Raw genomic sequence first — 18,972 nt, forward strand, 5'->3', positions numbered from 1 at the left:
AGCTATTGGGTAGGCCACGCATAGGAGGCCAATGTGACATTCACGCGATACGCGATCTATTTTGCGCCACCCGAGGGGGCCGAGTGGACCCGGTTTGGCACAAGCTGGCTGGGCTGGGACGTTGAGACCGGCGCGACGGTCGCGCTCCCCGATATCCCAGATGTTGACGTGGCTGCCGTCACGCAGGTGCCGCGCAAATACGGGCTGCACGCGACGATGAAGCCGCCGTTCCGGCTGCGCGACGGGCAATCCGTTCAAGCGCTGCGCGAGGCTTGCGCGCAGATGGCTGCTGCGCAGGCTCCGGTCACGTTGGAGGGGCTTGAGATCGCACGACTGGGTCGGTTCCTGGCCCTGCGCCCCAAAGGTGACGGGGCCGCGCTGAACGCGCTGGCCGCCGCCTGCGTGCGTGATCTGGACAGCTTCCGCGCGCCCGCATCCGAGGCCGAACTGCAGCGTCGTCGTGGCACCGGGCTGTCGCCCGCGCATGAGGCCAATCTGGTGCAATGGGGATACCCTTACGTGATGGACTCGTTCCGCTTTCACATCACCCTCAGCGGCAAGTTGGACAAACCGACGCTGGCCACCGTTCAGGATGCGCTCGACACGCGGCTTGCGCCCCTGCTGCCCACGCCGTTCCACATCACCGATCTGGCGCTGATGGGCGAGACCGAGGACGGGCGGTTTCACCTGATCCATCGCTATGCCCTTTCCGGCTGAAGCTGGGTCAGGATGGCACTGACCGTCTGGTCCAGCGGACCGGAATTGTCGATCTGCACCACCCGGCGCAATCCATCGGGCAGCGTGATCTGCGCGCGTTCAAGCCGACGAGCCTGATCCGTCGCACTTTCGCGCCCACGCGCCGACAGGCGCTGCGCCAGCACCCGCGGGTCGGCAGTCAGCGAGATCACGACCAGATCACCAAACACCTCTTGCGCGCGCAAAAGCACGGATCGGGACAGGTTCACCAAAACTGCATCCGCCTGCCCCCGCAGCTGCTGGATGCTTTGGGGCACCCCATACAGCAACCCATGGGCCGGCCAGTGCAGGGCAAAGGCATCCTCATCCACCATCTGCTGAAATGTGCCTTCGGAGACCCGGTCGAAATCTTCGCCGTCCTCGCCCTCGGGGCGGGTGATCACCCGGCGCATCCGGTGGATACGTGCGGAGCGCGCCTCTAGCGCCTCGATCACGCTGTCCTTGCCAACGCCCGAGGGTCCGACGACCGCAATGACCGGTGCAAGGGTCATGCGGCCATCCCCGGAGTGAAGTCCGAGACGTTGATCTCTCGATCACACACCCGGTCACGCGCGCCGACATCGTGGAAAATGCCGATGATGGCCGCTCCACGCGCTTTGGCCTCTTCGATCAGACTCAGCACGGTTTCGCGGTTTTGAAGGTCAAGCGAGGCGGTGGGCTCATCCAGCAGCATCGCCGGATAGTCATGCGCAAAGCCCCGCGCGATGTTCACGCGTTGCTGCTCACCGCCCGAAAAGGTCGTGGGGCTAAGCGTCCAAAGGCGTTCAGGAATATTCAGCCGCGCCAACAGCCCTGCCGCCTTGTCGAGCGCCGACCGGCGGTCGCATCCGACGGCCAGCAGAGGCTCGGCCACCACCTCAAGCGTCGGCACGCGCGGCACCACCCGCAGGAACTGGCTGACATAGCCCAGAGTGTCCCGCCGCAGGGCCAGAATCTCGCGCGGTTCAGCCTGCGCCACATCCACGCCGCCCACCATGACTTGCCCCGAGGCGGCCAGATAGTTGCCATAGATCACCCGCATCAGGGTGGATTTGCCCGCCCCGGACGCTCCGGTCAAAGCCACGCATTCCCCGGGGGCCACGCTGAGTGTCGCGCCCTCCATCACAGGGATCACCGCGCTGCCCTGATTGTGCAGGGTAAAGCTTTTGCTGACGTTGTTCAGTTCAATCATCTCTCACACCTGCAACACGCTTGAGACCAGCAACTGCGTGTACGCATGTTGCGGATCGTCCAGCACCTGATCGGTCAGGCCGGATTCGACCACATGACCGTCTTTCATCACCATCAGCCGGTCCGCCAACAGGCGCACCACGGCCAGATCATGCGTGACGATGATGGCGCTCAACCCCATCTCGCGCACCAACCCGCGCAGCAAATCCAGCAGACGCGCCTGAACCGAAACATCCAGCCCGCCCGTCGGTTCATCCATGAAAACCAGCCGAGGCCCGGTCACCAGATTGCGCGCGATCTGCAACCGCTGCTGCATCCCACCGGAAAAGGCGGTGGGGCGGTCATCGACGCGGTTCGCTTCGATCTCGACCCGGCCCAGCCAGTCGATAGCCTTGTCGCGGATGTCACCATAGTGGCGGTCGCCCACGGCCATCAGACGCTCACCAATATTGCCGCCCGCGCTTACCGACATGCGCAACCCGTCGCGGGCGTGCTGGTGGACAAAGGCCCAATCGGTGCGGCCCAGCATCCGGCGTTCGGGTTCGGACATGGTCACCGTATCCACTGGCCCTTTGGTTCGTGTATCGAAAACAACCCGCCCCCCGTCCGGTTCCAGATGACCGGCCAGACAATTCAGCAACGTCGACTTGCCCGAGCCGCTTTCGCCCACAATTCCCATCACCTCACCGGGATAGAGATCAAAGCTGACGCCGGTACAGCCGATCCGGGAGCCATAGGTTTTGCGGATGTTCTGAACGCTTAACAGCGGGGTCATGGCTCTACCTCGGATCATAGGCAAATTCGATCCGATTGCCGCCTGGCTCTCGGATCATAAAGTGGATTTTTGGCCCAGCACCCGATGGTTCGGGGGCAAATTCCACCTGAACGCCGGGCCAGTCCTTTACCGCGTCAAACACCACGCCCAAAGACTCGCGTGACGGGATTTTGAACGCCACATGGTGCAACCCGACATTGGCGTGCCGGTCGAACCCATGCTGGTCTTCGCCCTTTTGCTGCCAGAGCGTCAGAACCGCCGACCCGTTGCTGATAAACGCCGAGGGGTATTCTGGCCGTCCGCCGACCACATCCCAGCCCAGCGCCTCGACAAAGAACGCCTTGGTCGCCTCAAGGTCCGAAACCGTCAGGCCCAGATGATCAATTCCCAGTACGTGTTCACGCATCATGCTGCATCCTCCTTGGCCAAACGCCCTTCGTGCCCCGCAGCGCGGCGTGAGCGGCAGTAATCGGTGTCGGAGCAGACAAACATTCGGTTGCCCGCATCATCCATGATCAACTCGTCCAGATAGCTGTTTTCGGCGCCGCACAGGTCGCAGGGATGGTCTGCCTTGGTCGCCTCGAACGGATAGTCCTCGAAGTCGAGGCTGACGACCTTGGTGTGCGGCGGCACCGCATAGATGCGCTGTTCGCGCCCCGCGCCGAACAGCTGGATCGCGTCCATTTCCAGCTTGGGGTTGTCGAATTTAGGGATCGGAGACGGATCCATCACATAGCGCCCGGACACTTTTACCGGATAGGCGTATGAGGTCGAAATTGCCCCGTGCTGACTAATATCTTCATACAGCTTCACATGCATCAGTCCGTATTCTTCAAGCGCGTGCATCTTGCGCGTTTCCGTCTCACGCGGTTCCAGAAAGCGCAGAGGCTCGGGGATCGGCACCTGATAGACCAGTATCTGATCCTCGGTCAGCTTGGCCTCGGGGATCCGGTGGCGGGTCTGGATGACAGTGGCCTTTTCGGTTTCTTCGGTGGTCGCGACCCCGGCGGTGTTCTCAAAGAACTTACGGATCGAGACCGCGTTAGTCGTGTCATCCGCGCCCTGATCAATCACCTTGAACGTATCATCCGGCGTCAGCGTCGCGGCCGAGACCTGCACCCCGCCGGTGCCCCAGCCATAAGGCATCGGCATCTCGCGGCTGGCAAAGGGCACCTGATATCCAGGTATCGCCAGTCCTTTGAGGATCGCCCGCCGGATCATCCGCTTGGTTTGCTCGTCGAGATAGGCGAAATTGTACTCACTCATAGTATTCCCCTCTCGGACAATTCAGTTTCCAGTGCTTCGGCGCCGACAAAATGAATAGCGTCCATTCCTACAGCACGCGCGCCTTCGACATTGTGCAAACCATCGTCGATGAACACGCAGTTTTGGGGCTGAACAGCGGCCCGTTCGCACAGAAGTCTAAAAATACGCGGATCAGGCTTCATGACGCCTTCCTGACCCGACACCACCAACGTGCCGAACACCTCACCCAACCGGGGATGCACTTTCAGACCCTCTGGCCAGGTTTCGGCCGACCAATTGGTAATAGCGTGGACGGGGGTTCCATTCGCCTTGAGGCAATCGAGGATATCCCAAGTGCCGTTAACCGCGTTCTGAACAGTGAGTGTATATCGCTCCACGTAGGAGGCGAACAGGTTCTGATCCTCCGGGTCCGCCAACTCTTTGGCCATATCCGCGAACCGCTCGCCATTGTCTCCCCGCGCGTTTTTGGCTTTGAACCCGGTGCGTTCGATAAAGGCATGGGCGGCGTCCTCGGACCCCAGATCGTCAACCCAGGCAAGATGGGGGTGCCAATCAACCAATACGCCGCCGATATCGAATACAACGACCTTCATTCCGCAGCCTCCTTGGGCGTGATCCGTTCCTCAGCCTCGCGGCGCAGTTTTCGGACCAATTCCAGTTCGGACTGGAAATCCACGTAATGCGGTAGCTTGATATGTTCCAAGAAACCGGTGGCCTGAATGTTGTCGGCATGGCTTAGGACAAATTCCTCATCCTGCGCGGGCGCGCCCAAATTGTCCTCGCCCAGCTCCTTCCAACGCAGCGCGCGATCGACCAGAGCCATGGCAATGGATTTACGCTCGGATTGACCAAAGACCAAACCATAACCGCGGGTGAACTGAGGTGGTTCGGTTTTTGAGCCCTTGAACTGGTTGACCGTCTCGCATTCGGTCAACTCGACTTCACCGATTTCGATGGCAAAGCCCAGTTCCGGAATATCCATCTCAACCGCGGCGCTGCCAATTCGCAGTTCGCCCACGAACGCATGGTTGCGGGCGTATCCGCGTTGCGTGGAATACGCCATACCCAACACGAACCCTTCATCCCCGCGGGTCAGGGATTGCAGACGCAGGGGACGGGTCGAGGGGAACTCCATCGGTTCACGTGTCAGGTCGCCCGGTGTTTCGTCGCTTGTGAGCTCATCCTGAATGATGTCCTCACCCTTGAGGAATTCGGTGATATGTGGCGTTGGCTCGGTGCGCGGCGCGGCTTCGGGCGCAATCGGGTCGCCGCCTTCTGCGGCCAGTTTGAAATCCAGCAAACGATGGGTGTAGTCGAAGGTCGGCCCCAGCACCTGCCCGCCGGGCGCATCCTTGAACGTGGCCGAAATGCGCCGGTCGCAGGCCATGTTGCCTGTCGCAACCGGGTTGGTGTACCCAAAGCGCGGCAGCGTCGTGCGGTAGGCTCGGATCAGGAAAATCGCCTCGATCAGATCTCCGCGCGCCTGTTTGATCGCCAGTGCAGCAAGATCAGGGTCATACAGCGACCCTTCCGCCATCACCCGGTTCACTGCAAGGCTTAGTTGTTCGCGGATTTGGGCGACGCTTAGCTCGGCCACGTCCGGCGCGCCTCGGCGCTCTTCGGCCAGCCAGGCATGGGCGTTCTCGATCGCCTTCTCACCCCCTTTGACAGCGACATACATCGGTTACACCTCCGCGCTGATCTGGGTACTGCGCGGCAAGGCCGCTACGGTTGCACCAGATGTGAAAAAGAAATCGCAGCCCAGCGGATAAAGCGCCGCGTTGGCTTGCAGCGCCGGAATATCAGGCAGCGACAGTCGGGCCGTGTCCCGGATTCCCGGTCCTGACAACTGGGCCCCCTGCGCTCTCAGACCATCACACTCCACGATCAGGGTGGCCGAGCGGTCAGGATATTCTGCCGTCCCAATGCGGTATTGCCCGATCGGCAACAGCGCTTGCCACGTACCGACCACGAAGTCGGCCTGCGCTGCATCCGTAAAGGGTGCGCCGGTGTGGAATGTCAGCCATTGCCGCACGGCATCCGTGTCTAACTCTCCGGCCAGACAAACCTTGGTGTCGGGGTCACACAATGTCAGCAGCAACGTGCCCGCCGCAACCGATAGCGGCGCAGGTGGCTGTGCCCCGGCCAGCGTTCTGATCTCACCCGGCCGCGCCATAACGGTCATCGCGGCGCGAAAGGCGTGAGACGATTGAACCGGAGCATTGTCGAATCCACCCGAAAACTGAGCTTGTGCGGTCATCAATCCTCTCCCCGAACCAGCGTGAAGAACTCAACCTTGGTGGCAGCAGCTTTGGCCGCGCGCCGGGTGCGGTCTGCCTGCACACCCTCTGACAAAGGCGCGATCACCTGCGCACGCACGTCATTCGCCGCTGCCGTTTGCATCAACGCGTCAATCAGCGCGGCAGCCTCGGATTTCGGCTTGGACCGGCCCTGGACATAGCCATGCCCGACCGTGCCATCCTCCAACACCACCGAACACCGGGTAACGGTCATTTCCCCCAGGTTGAATGGGGCACCCGTAGCCCCCGCACGACCCCGCACCATAACGCCGCCGATTTCAGGGCGTCGCAGCCATTCAAAGCGCGGAGGCGTGGCATATTTCTGCCAAAGGGCCATTAATGCGTCTTCGGGCGCGCGGGCCAGAAGACCCATCCACGCCCGACGCGCTTCGGTGTTGATTTCTGACAATTCCGTCATCGGACCCTCTTGGATGGGTTGTCTATTTATACTATACAACTAGACAAATATTACACCTCAACGGTACCTTCCGCAATCCACCGGTGCATGAAGATTTGATGACATGAGTAAAACACCCATCTGGAAAAGCATCGCGTTGGCCCTGATCTCAGATATTGCCGAAGGCCGCTATGACACCGGCGACCGACTGCCGACCGAGGCGCAACTGGCCGCCAAGCATGGTGTGAACCGCCATACGGTGCGACGCGCTCTGGCAGACCTGACCGAGCAAGGGCTAGTTCACCCCCGGCGCGGAGCAGGTGTCTTTGTGGCAGCGCGACCCACCGACTATCCGATCGGAAAACGCGTCAGGTACCACCAAAGCATATCGGCCAGCGGAAAAATTCCGGGCAAGAAAATCCTGAGCCTGACAACGCGAACGTCCGATGCGGCCGAGGCCGAGGCCCTGAGTCTGACCCCCGGCGATCCGGTGCACGTCTATGACGGCTTGTCTTTAGCGGATGGTCAGCCAATCGCTCTGTTTCAAAGCGTCTTTCCGGCCAAGCGCCTGCCCAATATTCTGACCGCCTTGTCCGAGACACAATCCGTGACCAAAGCATTGCAACGCTGTGGGATCGACGACTACACCCGCGACTCCACCCGCCTGACCGCACGCGCCGCGAGCGCAACCCAGGCTTTGCACCTGCGCTTGCCCGAGGGTGCCCCTGTCCTGCATTCGATCGGTATCAACATAGCGCCCGATGGCACACCCATCGAATATGGCCGCACCACATTTGCCGGTGAGCGCGTTACTCTGACACTTGGGGATGATTGAGCCCAAAATGCTCCCGCCCGTCTTCAACCTCCTGCCGGAGGTCTCATCCTGTTGGGCATAGCGCCGCGCAAAGCGCGGCGCCGGGCCCAAGGCCGCCCGCGAGTATCGGCGTAGCCGATGCGTGCGCGGGCGCGGGAGGACCACGCCCACACATGTTGCGGCTACTCGTATTTCTCGAGGAACGCTTCCGCCTGCAGCGACCGGAAATCCGGAAGCGCAGCCCGCAGGCGCGCATTGTCCCAATCCCACCAGGCCAAGGCCAGCATTCGCTCCGCGACGCCAGCGGGGTATCTCGGCCGGATCGGAGCAGCCGTCACACCACCTACAATGGTGTATGGTGTGACATCCTTGGTCACGACCGCGCCTGAGGCCACAATCGCACCGTGACCAATTGTGACTTCGGGTTTGATGATCGCAGCATGGCCGACCCATGTGTCATGACCAATCACGGTCATCCGACTGGCGCGATGTTCGAACCAAGCTGCATCATCTTCTACGTCATCCCAATAATCCGCCGAACGATACAGGAAGTGATGCAACGAGGCTTTCTCCATCGGGTGATCCGTTGCACCGACCCGGGTAAAACTGGCGATGTTGGCAAACTTGCCGATCTGTGCGTTCGCGATATCACAGGTCCTGTCACAATATGAATAATCCCCAAGCTCCACATTGGCCAATCGCGTCCCGGCACCAATTTCGACATACGCGCCGAATGTGCTGTTGGTGATCGCACAATCTGGGTGGATAAACGGTTGATCGGAACTCAGTCGTGCCATGTGATTTCCTTAGCTCGCGGATAACGCGATCTTTGCCTTTTTCCGTTGCGGCTTTGTTTCGCCCTGGATCAATCGGCGACGCAGCCAGCCCGAGAACCAATCCATCAGCATTACCATCAGGATGATCAGAACGATGTAGTAGGCAACCTCTTCCCAGTCTTTCTGGGTGATGATGGCCTGCGTCAGCAGCAAGCCTATCCCACCGCCCGTAATCGCACCAATCACAGTGGCGCTGCGCGTGTTGGATTCGAGGAAATAGAGCAACTGGCTGAGCAGCACCGGCGTCACCTGCGGGATCACCCCGAACCGATAGCGTTGCGGCGCATTGGCTCCGGTCGATTGGACACCCTCGATCTGTTTTTGATCAACATTCTCCAGCGCTTCCGAGAAAATCTTGCCGAACGTCCCAGTATCCGTCACCAGAATGGCCAGCGCACCTGTCAGCGGACCGGGGCCGAATGCCCGCGCCAGAACGACGGTCCAGATCAGAGCGTCCACACCGCGCACAAAATCAAACACCCGGCGCGTGAGAAACCGAACCGAACGCAGCGGGTTGAAATTGCGGGTCGCAAGGAAAGCCAGCGGCAGGGCCACAATGCCTGCCCCCAAGGTTCCGAGGAAGGCCATCAGGATCGTCTCGAAAATGGCCCAAGCCACGTCCTGATGGCGCCACATCTTGTTGGTCCAGAAATCATTCAGGATCGCGCCCGCCTCACCATTTGCGGCCAGCCCAATGAGTTGCGGGAACGACTTGCCATAGTAGGGGCTATCGAGGGTGAAGAAGAACAGCTCCCACCCGTTGAAATAGCGGAACACTTCGGACCGGTTGCGCGTCACGGTCAGGCGGCCGGCATCCGTGGTGATCGCCATCCGGTTCTTTGAGACATTGATCCAGTCGGGCACGTCGCCTGCGGGCAGCTCGGCCTGAACACCCGCCGAACGGGTCGGCGTAGCACGCACCGTGCCATAACCGGGGATGTCATATTCCACCGTCTCGGGGCCGAACCGCACGATATGGCCGTCTTCCAGATCAATCACCGTGGTCTTGCCCAGAGCTACCCAATCCGGCGCTTGGCCTTCGGGATATGCACCCTTGCGCTCACCTTCGATTGCGGCCGAGACTTCACCTGTGCGATTGTCACGCTCGATGTGGGTTTTGTAACTGTAGCTGTCAGCCAAAAGCGTCTTGCCGTTTTCCCAGTTGGCGCGTCCGGCCAATCCGGGCACGTCGAAAGCGAAAAACACATAGGTCAGATAGACCAGTACCAACGCAGGCAATCCAAAATTGATCAGGCGCTTTCGGCTGAACAGACGATCAGCCTCGGCCTTCAACTCATCAAGGGTGAGGTCAGTGGCGAAGGTGCTCATGTCCGCGCTCCTTTCTCGGATCCGTGGGTCAGGCGATCACGCAGATGGCCCGAGATTTGGTCGACCACAACGATGGTGACGAACAACAGCAAGAAAATCGCGGCAGCCTGATCGTACTTGCCCTGCCCCCAGGACATCGAGTTGCGCAGCTCATAGCCAAGACCACCTGCACCGACGAAACCCAGAATGGCCGAGGCGCGAATGTTGATCTCGAACCGCAGCAGCGCGTAGCTGACATAGTTCGGCCCAACCTGAGGGATCACGCCCAGGTACATGCGCTGCGACCAGTTCGCGCCGACCGAAGCCAAACCCTCGACCGGTTTCAATGAGGCGTTCTCATTCACCTCAGAAAACAACTTGCCCAGTGCGCCAGCCGTATGGATTGCAATGGCGATCATCGCCGGAACCGGGCCGCCACCCAGAATAAAGACCAGGACCAGAGCGATCACGATTTCAGGGATAGCGCGACAGATATCGGCGATACGCCTAAACAGGGGGATCAGCGCGGGCCAAAGCGCCATTCCACGTGTGGACATCAGCGCAAGGAACGTACCCGCAATGGTGCCGATCAGCGTAGATGCGGCGGCGATGTTGATCGTTTCAACCAGCGCAGGGAAGAACTTGACCAGATTGGCGGGCAACGCGTCGATCTTGTCCCATGCCTCGGACAGAACCTCGGCCGGATAGTCAAAAATGCAGCGCCAACCGTCAAAAAAACTGCCGGCGTTGCGGTCATCCGCGGTGCGGAACCCGGCGGCCATCAGGGCCACAAATACGATCAGAAGAATACCACCATAGACCCGCTTGCGTCGTGTCATCTCGGTATAGTCGTCCCGGATCTGGTCGACGGTCGGGGACCCTGCGGTCAGGTCTGTCATGGAATGCTCCTGAGTGGAAAACGGGGCCCGGCTTGGAACACCGGACCCCGGTCTTTGGGGTGTGCAGGCTTAGTTGGACTTCAGCTTGCGCGCTTCGATGATGATCTCATACGCGTCATGCGTGATCGGCTCGAACGCGCGGGCTTCACCGGCGGCAACGCCGTAGAAGCACTCACGGTCTTTCTCAGCCAGACCAGCCATCAGAGCGGTCATTTTCTCTTTTACATCTGCAGGCAGCGCGGTGCGCAGAACAACCGGACCTTCGGGGATCGGCTTGGATTTCCAAATCTGGACCATGTCGTTCATGTCGACCAGACCGGCATCAACAGCGCGACGCAGCGCGCCCGACTGATACCCATCTTCCCAATCGCCCAGGCCGTCAGCCCAAGTTACGCCACCATCGACGTCACCGTTGTTCACGGCAACGATGGTCTGCTCGTGGCCACCGGTGAATTTCACCTCACCGAAATAATCGCCCGATTCCATGGTGGAACCCGTTGCCGCAGGGATTTCGATCGACGGGATCAGGTAGCCCGAGGTCGAGTTCGGATCGCCAAAACCAAAGGTCTTGCCCTTCATGTCCTCCAGCGAGGTGATGCCGCTGTCTTTGCGCGCAAAACCGATCGAGAAATAGCCATAACCGCCATCGGTGTTGACCTTGACCAGAACCGGCTCGACCGCTTCGGGATCAGACAAGTAGGTTTTCGCATAACCCGAAGCACCCAGCCACGCCATGTCGATGGTGCCGCCCAGCAAGCCCTGGATCACGCCGTCATAATCAGCCGGTGCGAACAGTTTGGTTTCAACGCCCAGAGTTTCCTCGGTGTATTCGCGCAGGCATTCGTTGTTGTTCAGGCGGTCCTGAGCGTTTTCACCGCCCAGAATGCCGATGCCGAATTCGTTGATATCCGCGGCCAGGGCCGGCGCGGCCATTGCAGTTGTAGCCACTAGGGCTGCCATCAGTTGTTTCATCTGTTTCTCTCCGGTTTGATATGCCGGCCTTTCATCGGCCGGTCGATGAAAGGGGTAGTTGGCTTAGATGGTTGCTTCTGCTTCCATCAGGGCCTTCTGAGTCGCATCCAGCGTCTCAATCTCGGTCGATGTCGCCTCTTCCGAGAAGCTGGCATCAGCGCCATAGATCTCGCGGGCGACGCCGGTTGTCAGTTGCTCAGGCAGGCCGTCGAACACGATGCGACCGTCACGCATACCGACAACGCGATCGCAATAGCGACGAGCCGTATCCAGCGTGTGTAGGTTGGCGATTACTGTGCGGCCGTCTTCTTCATGGATGCGGCGCAGTGCCTGCATGACGACCTGCGCATTCATCGGGTCCAGCGAGGCAATGGGTTCGTCCGCCAGAATGATGCTTGGGTCCTGCATCAGCGCGCGCGCGATGGCGACCCGCTGTTGCTGCCCACCTGACAGCGCCTCGGCCCGTTTGGGTGCGTGCTCTGCAATGCCCAGACGGTCAAGAATGTCGATGGCGCGGTGAATTTCCTCCATCGGAAACAGGTTGAACATGGTCGCCAATGTCGAATGGCGGTTCAGCGTACCATGCAGCACGTTCGACACCACATCCATGCGCGGCACCAGATTGAACTGTTGGAAGATCATCGCGCAATCGGCCTGCCAGGCACGCTTGTCGCGGCCCTTCAGCTTGGTGACTTCACGTCCTTGGAAAGTGATCTCGCCTTCGCTGGCGTCCGTCAGACGGTTGATCATCCGCAGCAAGGTCGATTTCCCTGCACCGGAACGACCGATGATCCCGATCATGCAAGGTTTGTCCACGTCCAGCGTGGCCCGGTCCACGGCGATATTGTCGCCAAAGCGCTTGGTCAGTTTTTCGATACGCAGCACGTGCCACCCCCAATACATGTTGGCGGTCAGCTACAGATCCTGCTCAACGAATATGTGTCAGGGCAGTGAAAGTTTTGTAACGGCGCAAAATGCGCGGGGGCTACCCTTTGTAGGACGTCGGCGGTATATGCGACGACGACTCTACTGATGACATGAGGCCGCCATGAGCTTTGACCGCACCATCAAGATCGCACCGTCGATCCTCTCCGCCGATTTCGCCAATTTCGGGGCCGAGATTCAGGCCATCGAAGCCCAGGGCGCCGATTGGGTCCATGTGGATGTGATGGACGGTCATTTCGTACCTAACCTGACCTTCGGCCCTCCGGCGGTCAAAGCGTTCCGACCGCATGTGAAAACGGTGATGGATGTCCATCTGATGATCACTCCGGTCGATCCTTACATTCAGGCCTATGCCGATGCCGGAGCCGACATCCTGACCGCGCACATTGAGGCAGGGCCGCACACTCACCGAACCCTGCAAGCGATCCGCGCTGCAGGCATGAAGGCTGGTGTTGCCCTGAACCCCGGCACCCCGGCCGAGGCGGTCGAACACCTGTTAAACCTGACTGATCTGGTTTGTGTGATGACCGTGAACCCCGGTTTTGGCGGGCAGAAATTCATCGACATGACCGACAAGGTCCGCCGTCTGCGCCAGATGATCGGCGACCGCCCCATCCATATTGAGATCGACGGCGGCGTCGATCCAAACACCGCCCCACTGGTCGCGGCGGCCGGTGCAGACGTTCTGGTCGCAGGGTCGGCTGTGTTCAAAGGCGGATCAGTCTCGACCCCCGAAGTATATGGCGAGAACATCCGCACCGTGCGCGCCGCCGCAGAAACAGCACTTTAACGCCTTCGGGCCATGCACCTGCTGCACTGCGGCTATGCCTGATTTCAGCTACCTAATCGCACAAGCTGCGATTAGGTTTCGGACTGTCAGAATTCAAACCTATGGCGTGTTTCCATGTCCAAACCCTCTTCACCCCGCCCGTACAGCTTTAACCCCGTTGGCCTGACCGGGCGCTTGCCGCATAGACTGCGCACAGCACTGCACAAGCTGTCCAAGGCGCGATCTTCGGCTCGACGCATCCGTGCCTATTGGGTCATGAGCGATCAGGACCTGCGCGCACGCAGCTTGAGACGCGAAGACATCATCCGACTGGTTCTGGCGGATGTGATCTAAACACAGTCCCCACCCAAGGCGATTTGTGGTGCAGGGCTCAGGCGCATCCCTGCGCTATTTGGCTTTGCTTGTCATCCGGGACAGCTTTGCGTCCCGATAGTCAAATTTCGCGCTGCGATAGGGCGCGAAGATCGCGTCGCAATCCGTGGCATCTGGTGATGGAGGCCGAATGAAATCGTGCAGTTCAAAGCCCTGCTCGGCCATCACTGCCACAAAGTCACTGAACCTATAACCACCTTGGTATCGCCGAACCGAGACCTCGGCCAGAACAAAGGCGCAGTTTTGCAGCATTTCGCTTGCGCCCTTGATCACCTCAATCTCGAACCCTTCGGTATCGATCTTCAGGCCAAAAGGCCCATCGTAAGAACGCGCAATCTCATCCAACGTGCGGACGGGCACCAGTCTTTCCTCAATGCCGGACGTATGCGCACTGGCGGCTTCGTCAAAGGCCATCATCGTAGCGCGCGTTCCCAGCACTCGGCCAGCAACTGTCGGTATATGAAGGGTGGTCTGCCCGTTTTCCGCGCCAACACCGCAGGCATGGAAGTCGAAATCAATTTTGTCGCCCCAATTCTTGCGCAGCTTAATTTCATAGTCCGCGATCGGCTCGACCAGAACAAATTTCGCCTTTGGAAAGGCCTCATACAGATGAGAGGTGCCCGACGCGACGCCAACATCGAAAATAGTGGCGGCCTCAAAGCCCAGGCTTGCGATATAGTCCCCGCTCTCTCTATTGACCGATACTTGATAGCCCCGACGTTTCAGACGCCGAGCCAATCGAATTTCGATGTCATCCATAGGTGAATTCTCCGTTGGCGCGCCTAACACAGTCGGCGAAGCAGTCGAGCTAAAGAAACATCGCTTCGCCACAAGCACAACGAAAAAGGCCGCCCCTATGGAACGGCCTTCTTTAGTTCAACGTTTAGGGCCGAGATTATTCGACGAATAATCTCAGCACCTTCACCGATTACTCAGTGATTTTCGACACAACGCCGGCGCCGACGGTGCGGCCGCCTTCGCGGATCGCGAAGCGCAGGCCCTGCTCCATCGCGATCGGCGCGATCAGCTCAACGCCGAACGACACGTTGTCGCCAGGCATGACCATCTCGGTGCCTTCCGCCAGGGTCACGGTGCCGGTCACGTCAGTTGTACGGAAGTAGAACTGAGGACGGTAGTTCGCGAAGAACGGAGTGTGACGACCGCCTTCTTCCTTGGTCAGGATATAGGCTTCGGCTTCGAACTTGGTGTGCGGTGTAACCGAACCCGGCTTACACAGAACCTGACCACGCTCAACGCCGTCACGGTCAACACCACGCAGCAGCGCGCCGATGTTGTCGCCCGCTTCACCGCGGTCCAGCAGCTTGCGGAACATTTCAACGCCGGTGCAGGTGGTTTTCGAAGTGTCGCGGATGCCGACGATTTCAATCTCGTCGCCAACGTTGATCACGCCACGCTCAACACGACCGGTCACAACGGTACCACGGCCCGAGATCGAGAACACGTCTTCGATCGGCATCAGGAACGGCTGGTCAACAGCGCGCTCGGGGGTGTCGATATACTCATCAACGGCCGCCATTAGTTCCTTGATCTTCTCTTCGCCGATTTCAGGGTTGTTGCCTTCCATCGCGGCCAGAGCCGAACCTGCAACGATCGGAATATCGTCGCCGGGGTATTCGTACGAAGACAGCAGCTCGCGGATTTCCATTTCCACCAGTTCCAGCAGCTCTTCGTCGTCAACCTGGTCAACTTTGTTCATGAACACGACCATCTTCGGGATGCCAACCTGGCGGCCCAGCAGGATGTGCTCGCGGGTTTGCGGCATCGGGCCGTCAGCGGCGTTCACAACCAGGATCGCGCCGTCCATCTGGGCAGCACCGGTGATCATGTTCTTGACGTAGTCGGCGTGGCCGGGGCAGTCAACGTGCGCATAGTGGCGGTTCTCGGTCTCGTATTCCACGTGGGCGGTCGAGATGGTGATACCGCGCGCTTTCTCTTCCGGCGCACCGTCAATCTGGTCATACGCTTTGAAGTCACCGAAATACTTGGTGATCGCTGCGGTCAGCGTGGTTTTACCATGGTCAACGTGGCCGATCGTGCCGATGTTGACGTGCGGTTTTGTACGCTCAAACTTTTCCTTTGCCATTCCTCAGGCGCCCTTTTGCGATTTGGGGGACCCGTGGTCCCGTGGTTACATCTGCGCGCGCGAGATATTTGGTTCGCAGGGGAAAATCAAGCACATCCTGCGGGAAAAGCCGTTTACGACGCTGGATTTTGCGTGAGTTCACCGGAATCCAGCGGCTGGATCAGATCGGGGCGGCTTTTGAACCAACCGTTCTGCTGATGTTCCTCGGCCAGCCATTCTTCGACTCGGTCCGCTACCTTCAGGGACAGACCGCTCATCTGCTCTTCCTTGGTGCGCTCATGGCCTGAGCCTTTGAACGCGCTGCCGCCTGTGGTGTCTTCCAGAACCTGAAATTTTTTACCCTTGGCCAGAAACTCTTTCTTGTTCACGTCGTAGACATTCACAAGCACGATTGCAGTGCTGCGCGGGTTGTAGATCAATGGAATGCCCGGAGGCGCAAGCATGTATCCTTCCAGGCTGATGCCGATGTCGTAATCCTGCGCGCCCTCATAGCGGCCGAGACGGATATCCACCGCATTCTGAATCGCCGCGGTCCACTCATCGGGTGTGGCATCGCGTGAAACCGGGCCCTGCACCGCCTTTTCGGCAAAGGCATAGTTGACGCGCAGTTTAAATTCACCCAGCGACTCGGGCTCTTCATACACTTGTGTCTGCGTACAAGCGCCCATCAGGGCCAGTCCGGTGATCAAGGTCAGAATGCGCAACATGTCTCTCGTCTCGATATGCCTGTTTTCTTTGATCTAGCGCACCGATATGGACTGTGCCAAGCCGTATCGGCGGAATTCCCCGCAAGCGGGCGCGAGATCACGAGAATTTATAGTCCCTCGGGAAGCCGTAGGGCGGTTTTTTCCCTACACTGGCGCGTTTGGCCAGCCATTGAGACATATCCGCCTCGTGCCGGGTCTTGTCACCGCCCATGGACCATTTCAGGCCTTCTTCCCAGTTGAACGTCGTGATATCAGACAATCCACCATCCAGCTCCAGCGTTCCCTGCCGCCCTCGTGCCATATTGTATTTTTGCAGGCGCACGCCTTTGCCCCGGGTCATCTCGGGCAGGTCTTCGGTGGGGAAGACCAGGAACTTGCCGTTTTGCGAAACGACAGCCACGTGATCCCCATCGACCGGTTTACAGATCATTGCCGTCTCGTCGCCCTTGACGTTGAGGACCTGTTTGCCATTGCGGGTTTGCGCGAGCACATCATCCTCGGGCACCATGAACCCGTTGCCCGCATCCGAGGCCACCAGCAGCTTGCGCCCCGGCTTGTGGATCAGGATGTCGATGATCTGCGCCTCGTTCGGCAGATCGACCATCAGACGCAGCGGCTCGCCCATGCCCCGCCCGCCGGGCAGGTTGGCCGCGCTAACTGTGTAGAACCGACCATTTGAGGCAAATACCAGCAGGCGGTCGGTAGTCTCGGCATGGAAGATGAAACGCGGGCCGTCGCCATCCTTGAACTTCAACTCGCGCTTAAGGTCGATATGTCCGGTCATGGCGCGAATCCAGCCCATTTGAGAACAGACGACCGTGATCGGCTCCTTGTCGATCATCGCCTCAAGCGGCACTTCCTCGACCTGACCAGCCTCAGCGAACTGGGTACGGCGCGCGCCGCCTTCATAGTCTTTGCCGAAAGTCTTCTTGGTCTCTTTCAACTGCTCGGCGATCTTGGCCCATTGCAGGGCGGGATCAGCCAGCAGGTCTTCGAGATTGGCGCGCTCTTCCATCAACGCGTCACGCTCACGGACCAGCTCCATCTCTTCCAGACGGCGCAGGCTGCGCAAGCGCATGTTGAGGATGGCATCGACCTGAACCTCGGACAGTTCGCCCTCGCCCGGTTTGGGCGAGATGTAATCGGATTCATCGTTTGCACGAACGTGGTCGATGCCCCAATCCTCGCGCATCAACGCGGCTTTCGGGTCGTCGTCGTAGCGTATGATGTCGATCACGCGGTCGAGGTTCAGGAAGGCAACGATAAAGCCCTCCAACACTTCTAACCGGTGGTCGATCTTAGCCATGCGGTGACGCGAACGCCGCAACAAAACCTCTTGCCGGTGGTCAAGGAAGGCGCGCAGCACTTCCTTCATCGAGCAGACCTTGGGCGTCACCCCGTCGATCAGCACGTTCATATTCAGGCTGAAACGCACCTCAAGGTCCGAGTTGCGGTAGAGCATCCCCATCAGCACCTCGGGGTCCACGTTTTTAGAACGCGGCTCAAGGATCAGACGAATGTCATCCGCGGATTCATCGCGGACATCGCCGAGGATGGGGATTTTCTTGGTCTGGATCAGTTCCGCGATCTTTTCGATCAGCTTGGATTTCTGAACCTGATACGGGATCTCGGTGACAACGATCTGCCACTGGCCACGCCCCAGATCCTCGACCTCATACTTACAGCGCAGGCGGAACGATCCACGCCCGGTGCGATAAGCCTGCGCGATATTCTCAGGGGGCTCGACAATCACGCCACCAGTAGGAAAGTCCGGGCCGGGGACATAGTTCAGCAGCGTGTCATCCCGCGCGTCCGGCGTCTTGATCAGATGCAGACAGGCGTCACACAGTTCCGAGATATTGTGTGGAGGGATATTCGTCGCCATGCCCACTGCGATCCCGCTGGCGCCATTGGCCAAAAGGTTCGGGAACTGCGCAGGCAGCACGACCGGCTCGGTCAGCGTACCGTCATAGTTGTCGCGGAAATCGACAGCGTCTTCGTTTAGACCTTCCAGCAGCGCTTCGGCCACGATGGTCATCCGCGCCTCGGTGTATCGCGAGGCCGCCGGATTGTCGCCGTCAATGTTGCCGAAATTCCCCTGCCCGTCGACCAGCGGGTAGCGGACGTTAAAGTCCTGCGCCAGACGCGCCATCGCATCGTAGATCGCGGCATCACCGTGTGGGTGATAGTTGCCCATCACATCGCCCGAGATCTTCGCGGACTTACGGAATCCCCCTGTCGCGCTGAGTCGCAGCTCGCGCATCGCATAAAGGATTCGCCGGTGAACCGGCTTCAGACCATCACGGGCATCGGGCAGCGCTCGGTGCATGATGGTGGACAAAGCATAAGTAAGGTAGCGTTCGCCAATCGCGCGGCGCAGCGGTTCGGCTACCTCGCCCCCGCCTTCGGGGGTCTCCATGTTGGGGTCGTCGATCGTGTCGTTCATATATGATGTGATACGACGCAAGCGCGCCGCGGTAAAGCAACCGGCGCTCATTTTGCTGGGGACAAGTGGCGCTTTTTGCAACAGGGGGAGGCAACTGCTGGATTTCCCCCGATCT

At 59.5% G+C, this 18,972-nt stretch carries 22 protein-coding genes; 4 read left to right on the forward strand and 18 right to left on the reverse strand.

The window, feature by feature from the left end; translation table 11 throughout:
• Window positions 1-33: 33 nt before the first annotated feature.
• Window positions 34-717 (forward strand): DUF1045 domain-containing protein, encoded by a 684-nt coding sequence (locus tag ACR3E7_RS09875; protein WP_480502864.1) that lies wholly within the window; start codon window positions 34-36, stop codon window positions 715-717.
• On the opposite strand, the gene phnN is transcribed toward ACR3E7_RS09875, so the two are convergent.
• From phnN to phnG, 9 genes are read right to left on the reverse strand one after another with little or no spacing between them, the layout of a single operon-like run.
• Window positions 699-1,247 carry a phosphonate metabolism protein/1,5-bisphosphokinase (PRPP-forming) PhnN gene (phnN, locus tag ACR3E7_RS09880; protein WP_170790317.1) on the reverse strand — a complete coding sequence of 183 codons (549 nt, stop codon included), beginning with the start codon at window positions 1,245-1,247 and terminating at the stop codon, window positions 699-701. The genes ACR3E7_RS09875 and phnN overlap by 19 nt on opposite strands.
• Window positions 1,244-1,927 carry a phosphonate C-P lyase system protein PhnL gene (phnL, locus tag ACR3E7_RS09885; protein WP_480502865.1) on the reverse strand — a complete coding sequence of 228 codons (684 nt, stop codon included), beginning with the start codon at window positions 1,925-1,927 and terminating at the stop codon, window positions 1,244-1,246. Before phnL ends, phnN begins: the two co-directional genes overlap by 4 nt.
• A gap of 3 nt (window positions 1,928-1,930) precedes the next feature.
• Window positions 1,931-2,701 (reverse strand): phosphonate C-P lyase system protein PhnK, encoded by a 771-nt coding sequence (gene phnK / locus ACR3E7_RS09890; RefSeq protein ID WP_480502866.1) that lies wholly within the window; start codon window positions 2,699-2,701, stop codon window positions 1,931-1,933.
• 4 nt (window positions 2,702-2,705) lie between these two features.
• Window positions 2,706-3,110, reverse strand: a complete 405-nt coding sequence (locus tag ACR3E7_RS09895; protein WP_480502867.1) for a VOC family protein — start codon at window positions 3,108-3,110, stop codon at window positions 2,706-2,708.
• The gene (locus ACR3E7_RS09900; RefSeq protein ID WP_480502868.1) at window positions 3,107-3,967 is read right to left on the reverse strand and encodes an alpha-D-ribose 1-methylphosphonate 5-phosphate C-P-lyase PhnJ; all 861 of its coding nucleotides are present in this window, start codon (window positions 3,965-3,967) and stop codon (window positions 3,107-3,109) included. The genes ACR3E7_RS09895 and ACR3E7_RS09900 overlap by 4 nt, the downstream gene beginning before the upstream one ends.
• Window positions 3,964-4,560: an HAD family hydrolase gene (locus tag ACR3E7_RS09905; RefSeq protein WP_170790313.1), complete on the reverse strand. Its 597-nt coding sequence runs from the start codon at window positions 4,558-4,560 to the stop codon at window positions 3,964-3,966. The genes ACR3E7_RS09900 and ACR3E7_RS09905 overlap by 4 nt, the downstream gene beginning before the upstream one ends.
• The gene (locus tag ACR3E7_RS09910) at window positions 4,557-5,648 is read right to left on the reverse strand and encodes a carbon-phosphorus lyase complex subunit (RefSeq protein ID WP_480502869.1); all 1,092 of its coding nucleotides are present in this window, start codon (window positions 5,646-5,648) and stop codon (window positions 4,557-4,559) included. The genes ACR3E7_RS09905 and ACR3E7_RS09910 overlap by 4 nt, the downstream gene beginning before the upstream one ends.
• 3 nt (window positions 5,649-5,651) lie before the next feature.
• Window positions 5,652-6,227 carry a phosphonate C-P lyase system protein PhnH gene (gene phnH / locus ACR3E7_RS09915; RefSeq protein ID WP_170790311.1) on the reverse strand — a complete coding sequence of 192 codons (576 nt, stop codon included), beginning with the start codon at window positions 6,225-6,227 and terminating at the stop codon, window positions 5,652-5,654.
• A complete protein-coding gene (gene phnG, locus ACR3E7_RS09920) occupies window positions 6,227-6,685 on the reverse strand; it encodes a phosphonate C-P lyase system protein PhnG (RefSeq protein WP_170790310.1) in 459 nt (152 codons plus the stop codon). The genes phnH and phnG overlap by 1 nt, the downstream gene beginning before the upstream one ends.
• A 103-nt stretch (window positions 6,686-6,788) precedes the next feature.
• Here phnG and phnF point away from each other — a divergent pair, with 103 nt between their 5' ends.
• Complete coding sequence (gene phnF, locus ACR3E7_RS09925) at window positions 6,789-7,499, forward strand: phosphonate metabolism transcriptional regulator PhnF (RefSeq protein WP_480502870.1); 711 nt, start codon at window positions 6,789-6,791, stop codon at window positions 7,497-7,499.
• A 161-nt stretch (window positions 7,500-7,660) separates the two neighbouring features.
• Here phnF and ACR3E7_RS09930 read toward each other — a convergent pair whose 3' ends face one another.
• The 5 genes from ACR3E7_RS09930 to phnC form a co-directional block, all read right to left on the reverse strand.
• Complete coding sequence (locus ACR3E7_RS09930) at window positions 7,661-8,275, reverse strand: LbetaH domain-containing protein (protein WP_170782966.1); 615 nt, start codon at window positions 8,273-8,275, stop codon at window positions 7,661-7,663.
• A gap of 9 nt (window positions 8,276-8,284) precedes the next feature.
• Window positions 8,285-9,643 carry a phosphonate ABC transporter, permease protein PhnE gene (gene phnE, locus ACR3E7_RS09935; RefSeq protein WP_480502872.1) on the reverse strand — a complete coding sequence of 453 codons (1,359 nt, stop codon included), beginning with the start codon at window positions 9,641-9,643 and terminating at the stop codon, window positions 8,285-8,287.
• On the reverse strand, window positions 9,640-10,521 hold the full coding sequence (phnE, locus tag ACR3E7_RS09940) for a phosphonate ABC transporter, permease protein PhnE (protein ID WP_480502873.1): 882 nt from the start codon (window positions 10,519-10,521) through the stop codon (window positions 9,640-9,642). The genes phnE (ACR3E7_RS09935) and phnE (ACR3E7_RS09940) overlap by 4 nt, the downstream gene beginning before the upstream one ends.
• A gap of 69 nt (window positions 10,522-10,590) precedes the next feature.
• Window positions 10,591-11,493, reverse strand: coding sequence for a phosphonate ABC transporter substrate-binding protein (gene phnD / locus ACR3E7_RS09945; protein WP_480502874.1), 903 nt, complete (start codon window positions 11,491-11,493; stop codon window positions 10,591-10,593).
• Window positions 11,494-11,556: 63 nt separating this feature from the next.
• Complete coding sequence (gene phnC, locus ACR3E7_RS09950) at window positions 11,557-12,378, reverse strand: phosphonate ABC transporter ATP-binding protein (protein WP_480502875.1); 822 nt, start codon at window positions 12,376-12,378, stop codon at window positions 11,557-11,559.
• 163 nt (window positions 12,379-12,541) lie between these two features.
• On the opposite strand from phnC, the gene rpe reads away from it, so the two are divergent.
• Window positions 12,542-13,228 carry a ribulose-phosphate 3-epimerase gene (gene rpe, locus ACR3E7_RS09955; protein ID WP_480502876.1) on the forward strand — a complete coding sequence of 229 codons (687 nt, stop codon included), beginning with the start codon at window positions 12,542-12,544 and terminating at the stop codon, window positions 13,226-13,228.
• A gap of 114 nt (window positions 13,229-13,342) precedes the next feature.
• On the forward strand, window positions 13,343-13,561 hold the full coding sequence (locus ACR3E7_RS09960) for a hypothetical protein (protein ID WP_170790303.1): 219 nt from the start codon (window positions 13,343-13,345) through the stop codon (window positions 13,559-13,561).
• 54 nt (window positions 13,562-13,615) lie between these two features.
• Here the strand turns inward: ACR3E7_RS09960 and ACR3E7_RS09965 are convergent, their stop codons facing one another.
• The 4 genes from ACR3E7_RS09965 to parC all read right to left on the reverse strand — a co-directional run bounded on the left by ACR3E7_RS09965 (window position 13,616) and on the right by parC (window position 18,857).
• Window positions 13,616-14,359 carry an FkbM family methyltransferase gene (locus tag ACR3E7_RS09965; protein ID WP_480502877.1) on the reverse strand — a complete coding sequence of 248 codons (744 nt, stop codon included), beginning with the start codon at window positions 14,357-14,359 and terminating at the stop codon, window positions 13,616-13,618.
• 169 nt (window positions 14,360-14,528) lie between these two features.
• Window positions 14,529-15,704 carry an elongation factor Tu gene (gene tuf, locus ACR3E7_RS09970; protein WP_170356932.1) on the reverse strand — a complete coding sequence of 392 codons (1,176 nt, stop codon included), beginning with the start codon at window positions 15,702-15,704 and terminating at the stop codon, window positions 14,529-14,531.
• Window positions 15,705-15,817: 113 nt separating this feature from the next.
• Entirely contained in the window at window positions 15,818-16,411 is a 594-nt protein-coding gene (locus tag ACR3E7_RS09975) for a hypothetical protein (protein WP_170775380.1), read from the reverse strand.
• A gap of 97 nt (window positions 16,412-16,508) precedes the next feature.
• Complete coding sequence (gene parC, locus ACR3E7_RS09980; RefSeq protein WP_480505763.1) at window positions 16,509-18,857, reverse strand: DNA topoisomerase IV subunit A; 2,349 nt, start codon at window positions 18,855-18,857, stop codon at window positions 16,509-16,511.
• Window positions 18,858-18,972 lie beyond the last annotated feature (115 nt).

Source organism: Ruegeria sp. BK1, from assembly GCF_056535645.1.

Coding starts and splice junctions, on each gene's coding strand:
- phnN (WP_170790317.1), bottom strand. CDS start 1,247: ATGACCCTTGCACCGGTCATTGCGGTCGTCGGACCCTCGGGCGTTGGC.
- phnL (WP_480502865.1), bottom strand. CDS start 1,927: ATGATTGAACTGAACAACGTCAGCAAAAGCTTTACCCTGCACAATCAG.
- phnK (WP_480502866.1), bottom strand. CDS start 2,701: ATGACCCCGCTGTTAAGCGTTCAGAACATCCGCAAAACCTATGGCTCC.
- ACR3E7_RS09895 (WP_480502867.1), bottom strand. CDS start 3,110: ATGATGCGTGAACACGTACTGGGAATTGATCATCTGGGCCTGACGGTT.
- ACR3E7_RS09900 (WP_480502868.1), bottom strand. CDS start 3,967: ATGAGTGAGTACAATTTCGCCTATCTCGACGAGCAAACCAAGCGGATG.
- ACR3E7_RS09905 (WP_170790313.1), bottom strand. CDS start 4,560: ATGAAGGTCGTTGTATTCGATATCGGCGGCGTATTGGTTGATTGGCAC.
- ACR3E7_RS09910 (WP_480502869.1), bottom strand. CDS start 5,648: ATGTATGTCGCTGTCAAAGGGGGTGAGAAGGCGATCGAGAACGCCCAT.
- phnH (WP_170790311.1), bottom strand. CDS start 6,227: ATGACCGCACAAGCTCAGTTTTCGGGTGGATTCGACAATGCTCCGGTT.
- phnG (WP_170790310.1), bottom strand. CDS start 6,685: ATGACGGAATTGTCAGAAATCAACACCGAAGCGCGTCGGGCGTGGATG.
- phnF (WP_480502870.1), top strand. CDS start 6,789: ATGAGTAAAACACCCATCTGGAAAAGCATCGCGTTGGCCCTGATCTCA.
- ACR3E7_RS09930 (WP_170782966.1), bottom strand. CDS start 8,275: ATGGCACGACTGAGTTCCGATCAACCGTTTATCCACCCAGATTGTGCG.
- phnE (WP_480502872.1), bottom strand. CDS start 9,643: ATGAGCACCTTCGCCACTGACCTCACCCTTGATGAGTTGAAGGCCGAG.
- phnE (WP_480502873.1), bottom strand. CDS start 10,521: ATGACAGACCTGACCGCAGGGTCCCCGACCGTCGACCAGATCCGGGAC.
- phnD (WP_480502874.1), bottom strand. CDS start 11,493: ATGAAACAACTGATGGCAGCCCTAGTGGCTACAACTGCAATGGCCGCG.
- rpe (WP_480502876.1), top strand. CDS start 12,542: ATGAGCTTTGACCGCACCATCAAGATCGCACCGTCGATCCTCTCCGCC.
- ACR3E7_RS09960 (WP_170790303.1), top strand. CDS start 13,343: ATGTCCAAACCCTCTTCACCCCGCCCGTACAGCTTTAACCCCGTTGGC.
- ACR3E7_RS09965 (WP_480502877.1), bottom strand. CDS start 14,359: ATGGATGACATCGAAATTCGATTGGCTCGGCGTCTGAAACGTCGGGGC.
- tuf (WP_170356932.1), bottom strand. CDS start 15,704: ATGGCAAAGGAAAAGTTTGAGCGTACAAAACCGCACGTCAACATCGGC.
- ACR3E7_RS09975 (WP_170775380.1), bottom strand. CDS start 16,411: ATGTTGCGCATTCTGACCTTGATCACCGGACTGGCCCTGATGGGCGCT.
- parC (WP_480505763.1), bottom strand. CDS start 18,857: ATGAACGACACGATCGACGACCCCAACATGGAGACCCCCGAAGGCGGG.